Here is a 4,944-nt window from a genome sequence, read left to right as displayed (position 1 = left end):
TGCCCGCCACGAGCCCGCCCACGAACCCGCCGCCGGGATGCCCGTGCCCCGCGATCAGCAGGTAGATCGAGAACACCAGGATCGTCGGGCCGAGCAGCCGCGCCGCCGCCTCCAGCACGACCGAGGAGCCGCCCAGCGGGGGACGTCCGGGCGTGGCGAGCCAGCGCGTCCGCGCCACTCCCCCCGGTTGCGCGCCCTTCCCGCCTCTCGCGGCGGACGGGCTGATCCGCCGCCATGCCCCGGGACGCCCCATCACCAGCCCGGCCACGCCCATCGCCGCGACGGCCAGCACCGCGATCTCGCCGAGCGTGTCGAGGGCCCGCAGCTCGACCAGGATCAGGTTCACGATGTTCTTCGCCCCCTCCTCTTCGGCGGGCCCGGCGTAGCGGGGGCCGACCGGGTCGGAGCCGCGGCTCAGCGCCGCGACCACGAGGAACACCGCGACGAACCCGCCGAGGCCGAGGCTGATCGCGCCGGTCGCGACCCGGCCGGGCGTCGTGCGGCGCCACGGCGGGAAGCGCTCCGGCAGCCGCCGCAGCACCAGCACCAGCATGATCAGCGACAGGGACTCCACGACGAGCAGCGTGAGGGCGAGGTCGGGGGCGCCCTGCATGACGAAGAGCCCGCCCGTCCCGTAGCCGACGCCGGCGAGCAGCAGCGCCGCCGACAGCCTCCGGCGCGCCCGCACCGCCGCGATCGCGCACCCGGCGACCACCACGGCGAGGACGGGCTGCACCGGATCGTCCCAGGCCCGCAGCGCGCCCACCCGCTCGGACGGGCCGCGCCCGCCGATCAGCCCGGCCGCCAGCGCCGTGCCCGGCAGGACGAGCACCGTCACCGCGATCACCCCGAGGTACGCGGGCAGCGACCCGATCTGCACGCGCCGCGTCACCGCGTGCGCGCCGTTGAGGATCCCCTCGATCACGGCGTCGTAGGCCCGCTGCACGTCCGGCACCTTCCACCGGACGTCCCGCCTCGCCGGGAACGACCGCCCGAACGCGAAGTACACCCCGGCGCCCACCCCGATCGCGAGCGCGGACAACCAGAGCACCAGCCCGAACCCGTGCCACAGCGCCAGGTCGTAATCGGACCCCGGTTCCAGCGTTCTCGCATAGGGCTTGACCAGCCTCTGCACTGTCCCGGGGATCACACCCAGCACGGACCCCGCCGCCGCCAGCACCACGACCGGCCCGACGAGCCCCCACGGCTCGCCGCGCCGTCCCTCCCCTGGCTCACCGCCGAACGCGCCCTTCAGGAAACGCGCGCCGTAGGCCACGGTGAGCGCCGACCCCGCCACCACACCGGCGAGGACGGCGGCGTCCGCGCCCCCATGGGCGAACGCCTTGATCGCCGCCTCCTTCGCCACGAACCCCAGGAACGGCGGCAGCCCGATCATGGACGCGACCGCCGCCGCCCCGGCGAGCGCGAGCACCGGCATCCGCCGTCCCAGCCCCGAGAGGCGGTCGGCACGCCGCGTCCCCGTCTGGTGCTCCAGCACTCCGGCCGCCAGGAACAGCGGCGCCTTGAACAGGCCGTGCGCGAGCAGCAGGGCGGAGCCCGCCAGCGCGGCCGTCGGCGTCCCGTCCCCGAGCAGGATCATGAGGAGGCCGAGCTGGCTCACCGTCCCGTACGCGAGGAGCCGTTTCAGGTCGTCCTGCCGCAGCGCGACCAGCCCGCCGACGACCATGCTCACCAGCCCCGCCACGACGACCATCGGCCGCCACACGCCCGTGTCCGCGAACGCGGGCGCCAGCCGCGCCACCAGGTAGACGCCCGCCTTCACCATCGCGGCGGCGTGCAGGTAGGCGCTCACCGGGGTCGGCGCGACCATCGCCGCGGGCAGCCACGCGTGCAGCGGCACCTGCGCCGACTTGGCGAACGCGCCCAGCAGCACGAGCACCACGCCCGCCTCCGCCGCCGCCCCGCCCGGCGGATCGGCCAGCAGGGCCGAGATCCGGTACGTCCCCCCGGCCTGCCCGAGCAGCACGAACCCGGCCAGCATCACCAGCCCGAACGCCGTGGTCATGAGCAGCGCCTCGACGGCCGCCCGCCGGTCCTCGGCCCGGTCCGGACGGGCGGCGCCGATCAGGATGAACGAGCTGACGGTCGTCAGCTCCCAGAACACGTACAGGACGAGCAGGTTGTCGGCGAGCACCAGCCCGGTCATCGCACCCGCGAACGCGACCAGCGTCCCGGTCATCAGCCGCTGGCCGGGCCCGAAGTACCAGCCCGAGTAGCAGAGCACCACCGCGCCGACCCCGCCCACCAGCACCAGCATCACCACGGCCAGCGCGTCCAGCCGGAGATCGATCGCCAGCCCCAGATCGGACGCCCACCCGACGTTCGCCGTGACGACGTCACCGGCCCGTGCCAGCGCCCACACGGCCGTCACCGCCGGAAGCACCGCGGCCGCGCACGCCATCACCCGCCCGTGCCGCCCCAGCGCCCACGGAACGGCGACCGCCGCGACGGCGTACGCCACCACCAGCACCACCACGCCGCCGCAGCCCCCCTCCGCGCAAGGCACGTCGCAGACGATCTACCCGGCCAGCGCCCCCGAAACTGAACGTCGCAGGGCCGTGCACACGGTGCGCGCGGACGATAAGCGTTCGATAACGGGCGCCCGTAGCGTCATCGGCGTCCATCCCCGCCAGACCTGACGGCGGGGACACGAAACGGGGAGAACATGAGCAAGATCCGAATCGGGCTGCTGGCCGGTGCGGTGGCGGCGGGGGCCGTCATCGCCGCCGCGCCGTCGGCCGCCCTGGCCGCCACGACCACCGCCACCACGGCCGGCTGCCCCAAGGGCGACGTGTGCGTGTGGAGCGGCAAGAACGCCACCGGCACCCGCTGCAACTGGGACGGCGACGACCCCGACTGGCAGGGCGGCGACGTCCGCTGCAGGCCGTACGGCTTCAAGGTCAACAGCATCTGGAACAACGGCTACACCAGCACCCCCTACAACAAGGTGAAGTTCTACCGGTACGCGAACTACGGGAGCCAGATCTCCGACCCCGTCCCGGTGACGTCCCGGCCGATCAACGCGGCGAACGTCTCCATCCGCTCGCACCAGTGGGCGAGGTAGGAGGGGACATGAACAAGATCCGGATCGCCGTGACGGGCCTCGCCGCCGCCGGCCTCGCCACCGTGCTGGCGCCCGCCGCCGCGCAGGCCGAGACCGCCGGGGCCGGTGCCGCCGCCGCGTGGCAGGGCTCCTGTGCCAAGGGCGACTTCTGCGTCTGGAGCGGCAAGAACGGCACGGGCATCAAGTGCTCCTGGTACGGCAACGACAATGACTGGCAGGGCGGCGACGTCCGGTGCAGCCCGCGCTTCCTCGTCGCCTCGCTGTGGAACAACGGCTACACCGGCTCGTACAGCAAGGTGAAGATCTACTCGTTCGCCAACTACGAGAGCCACTGGGGCACGGTCTCCGCCGGTACGCGGACCAACTTCTGGGAGGGCCAGCTCATGCGCTCCCACCGCTGGGTGAACTGACTCCTCCCCCTCCCAGGAAGGCCGCCGAGCGCCACGCCCTCGGCGGCCTTCCCCTTTGTCAGCAGCAGCGCAGGGTGCGTGCCGTACGACGCCACCGCAACGCACGGCCACGCGGCACCCCGCAGCTCAGCGCGCCCTGCACGACGGGCGTCCCGTAATGCGTGGACGGATCGTCCCGCAGGATGGCGGCGTGGAGGTTCCGCAGCTCGCGCCCCGGTTCCAGCCCGAGCTCCTCGTCGAGCCTGCGGCGTCCCTCGTGGTAGACGTCGAGCGCCTCGCTCTGCCGTCCTGCCCGCGCCAGCGCCAGCATCAGCAGCGCCCGCAGCCGTTCCCGGTACGGATGCTCGCCCACCGGCCCCAGCAGCTCGCCTACCAGCTCCCGGTGCCGGCCGAGCGCCAGCCCCACCTGCGCGGCCTCCTCGATCGCGGCCAGCCGCAGCTCCCCCCACCGGACCGCGCCCGCCTCGACGAGCGGACCGCCGAGCCCGGCGAGGACGGGCCCGTCCCAGAGCGCCAGCGCGTCGCGGAACCGTCCGGCGGCCGAGGCCAGCCGCCCCGCCGCCGCGTCCCGCCGCGCCGCCCCGATATGCCTCTCGGCAACGAGCGCGTCGATCGTGGCGTTCTCCCCGGAAACGCGATACCCGGGCCGCACCGTCTCGATCACCTGCCGGTCGCTGCCCGCACGGCTGAACGCACGCCGTAACCCCGACACGACAATGGCGACCTGAGTGCGAGCCGACTCCGGCGGACCGTCCGGCCAAACGCCGTCCACAAGCCGCTCCACCGGGACCGGCCGATCCGGTTCGAGAAGCAGAGCCGCCAGCACGAGCCGCGCCCTATCGCCGCCAAGGTCGATCTGTCCCCCGCGGACTCCGGCGCGCAGCGGCCCCAGAATCCGAAAATTCACGCGGTCGTTCACCCGTCGCGTCACCCTTCCAAAGGCGGTCATTGCGTGGACGATCGCGGGGTGTATACGCCGAGAACCCGGCGTGCGGGGTTACCCCCCGTAGGGTAGACAACGAGCCGCCCGACGCGGTTCCCTGAACCGCCGAAGAGCCGTTCCGAATCGTTTAGAACAGCGAACCCGCAGGTCAGCGACACCGTCGAGTGATCGCCGGATCGGGCGTACGGTCGGCCCGCACATCGGACGCGGCCACGTATCCCCAGCCGTACAGCGCCGGCATGGCTGTCACTCGATCACCCTGCGTGTAGTACCAGATGTCGTTACCGCCGGAATGGCGCTCACCGCGCGTCCAGCAGATGAACCAGCTCGGGTCGGTCTCCAACACAGCCACCTTCACCCCGAACCCGGCATCCTGATACACGGCGACCCCCGGCCGATTCGCACACTGGAACATATGCGGCCAGGTCTGCTTGGTCCGCAAATCCTCAATGGTCCCGCGCAGAAAATGGCATTGCCCTTGACCCACCTCGCCCCCATCCCCACGC

General features: G+C 72.9%; 5 protein-coding genes. 2 read left to right on the top strand and 3 right to left on the bottom strand.

All coding sequences use genetic code 11. The annotated features are described in order from the left end of the window. On the bottom strand, nucleotides 1-2,527 hold a 2,527-nt coding region (gene mbhE, locus E1264_RS40100), incomplete at its 3' end, for a hydrogen gas-evolving membrane-bound hydrogenase subunit E (RefSeq protein WP_132182398.1). Nucleotides 2,528-2,686: 159 nt separating this feature from the next. On the opposite strand from mbhE, the gene E1264_RS40095 reads away from it, so the two are divergent. Then, nucleotides 2,687-3,085, top strand: coding sequence for a peptidase inhibitor family I36 protein (locus E1264_RS40095; protein WP_132182396.1), 399 nt, complete (start codon nucleotides 2,687-2,689; stop codon nucleotides 3,083-3,085). A gap of 8 nt (nucleotides 3,086-3,093) precedes the next feature. Further along, nucleotides 3,094-3,495, top strand: a complete 402-nt coding sequence (locus E1264_RS40090) for a peptidase inhibitor family I36 protein (RefSeq protein ID WP_132182394.1) — start codon at nucleotides 3,094-3,096, stop codon at nucleotides 3,493-3,495. A gap of 58 nt (nucleotides 3,496-3,553) precedes the next feature. On the opposite strand, the gene E1264_RS40085 is transcribed toward E1264_RS40090, so the two are convergent. Beyond that, nucleotides 3,554-4,444, bottom strand: a complete 891-nt coding sequence (locus E1264_RS40085; protein ID WP_132182392.1) for an AfsR/SARP family transcriptional regulator — start codon at nucleotides 4,442-4,444, stop codon at nucleotides 3,554-3,556. Nucleotides 4,445-4,586: 142 nt separating this feature from the next. Further along, on the bottom strand, nucleotides 4,587-4,944 hold a 358-nt coding region (locus E1264_RS40080; protein WP_207936864.1), incomplete at its 5' end, for a hypothetical protein.

This window comes from Actinomadura sp. KC216 (genome assembly GCF_004348535.1).
GTDB lineage: Bacteria > Actinomycetota > Actinomycetes > Streptosporangiales > Streptosporangiaceae > Spirillospora.
The sequence above is the reverse complement of the archived record's forward strand: the minus strand, read 5'-3'. Positions and strand labels throughout refer to the sequence as shown.

Excerpts from the sequence above, each read along its gene's own strand:
- E1264_RS40095 (WP_132182396.1), top strand. The coding sequence starts at position 2,687 with ATGAGCAAGATCCGAATCGGGCTGCTGGCCGGTGCGGTGGCGGCGGGG.
- E1264_RS40090 (WP_132182394.1), top strand. The coding sequence starts at position 3,094 with ATGAACAAGATCCGGATCGCCGTGACGGGCCTCGCCGCCGCCGGCCTC.
- E1264_RS40085 (WP_132182392.1), bottom strand. The coding sequence starts at position 4,444 with ATGACCGCCTTTGGAAGGGTGACGCGACGGGTGAACGACCGCGTGAAT.